Origin of the sequence: Streptomyces sp. NRRL S-495 (assembly GCF_000966955.1) — a bacterium.
Classification (GTDB): domain Bacteria; phylum Actinomycetota; class Actinomycetes; order Streptomycetales; family Streptomycetaceae; genus Kitasatospora; species Kitasatospora purpeofusca.
Genome location: NZ_JZWY01001402.1, coordinates 1 through 220, shown reverse-complemented (window position 1 = coordinate 220; position 220 = coordinate 1). Strand labels below are relative to the sequence as shown.

The window sequence follows — 220 nt, the reverse complement described above, 5'->3', positions numbered from 1 at the left end:
CCCGGTCGGTGACGACGACGTTCCGCGCCCGCGACGGCCCGTGGTTGGTCACCGTCACCCGCCACTGGATCCGCTGCCCGGCGACGACCGGGTCGGTCAGCAGCACCTTGGCCACGCTCAGCCGCGCCTGCGCCGACGGCGACTCCGAGGGGGAGGCGACCGCCGTGTGCGTGGGCGTGGCCGGGTCGGGCCCGCCGGTGACCGTCACGGTGTTGGTCGG

General features: G+C 76.4%; 1 pseudogene. It reads right to left on the bottom strand.

Annotation, left to right across the window (positions count from 1 at the left end):
* Positions 1-220: pseudogene (locus VR45_RS41870) on the bottom strand (DUF11 domain-containing protein); the annotation flags it as partial.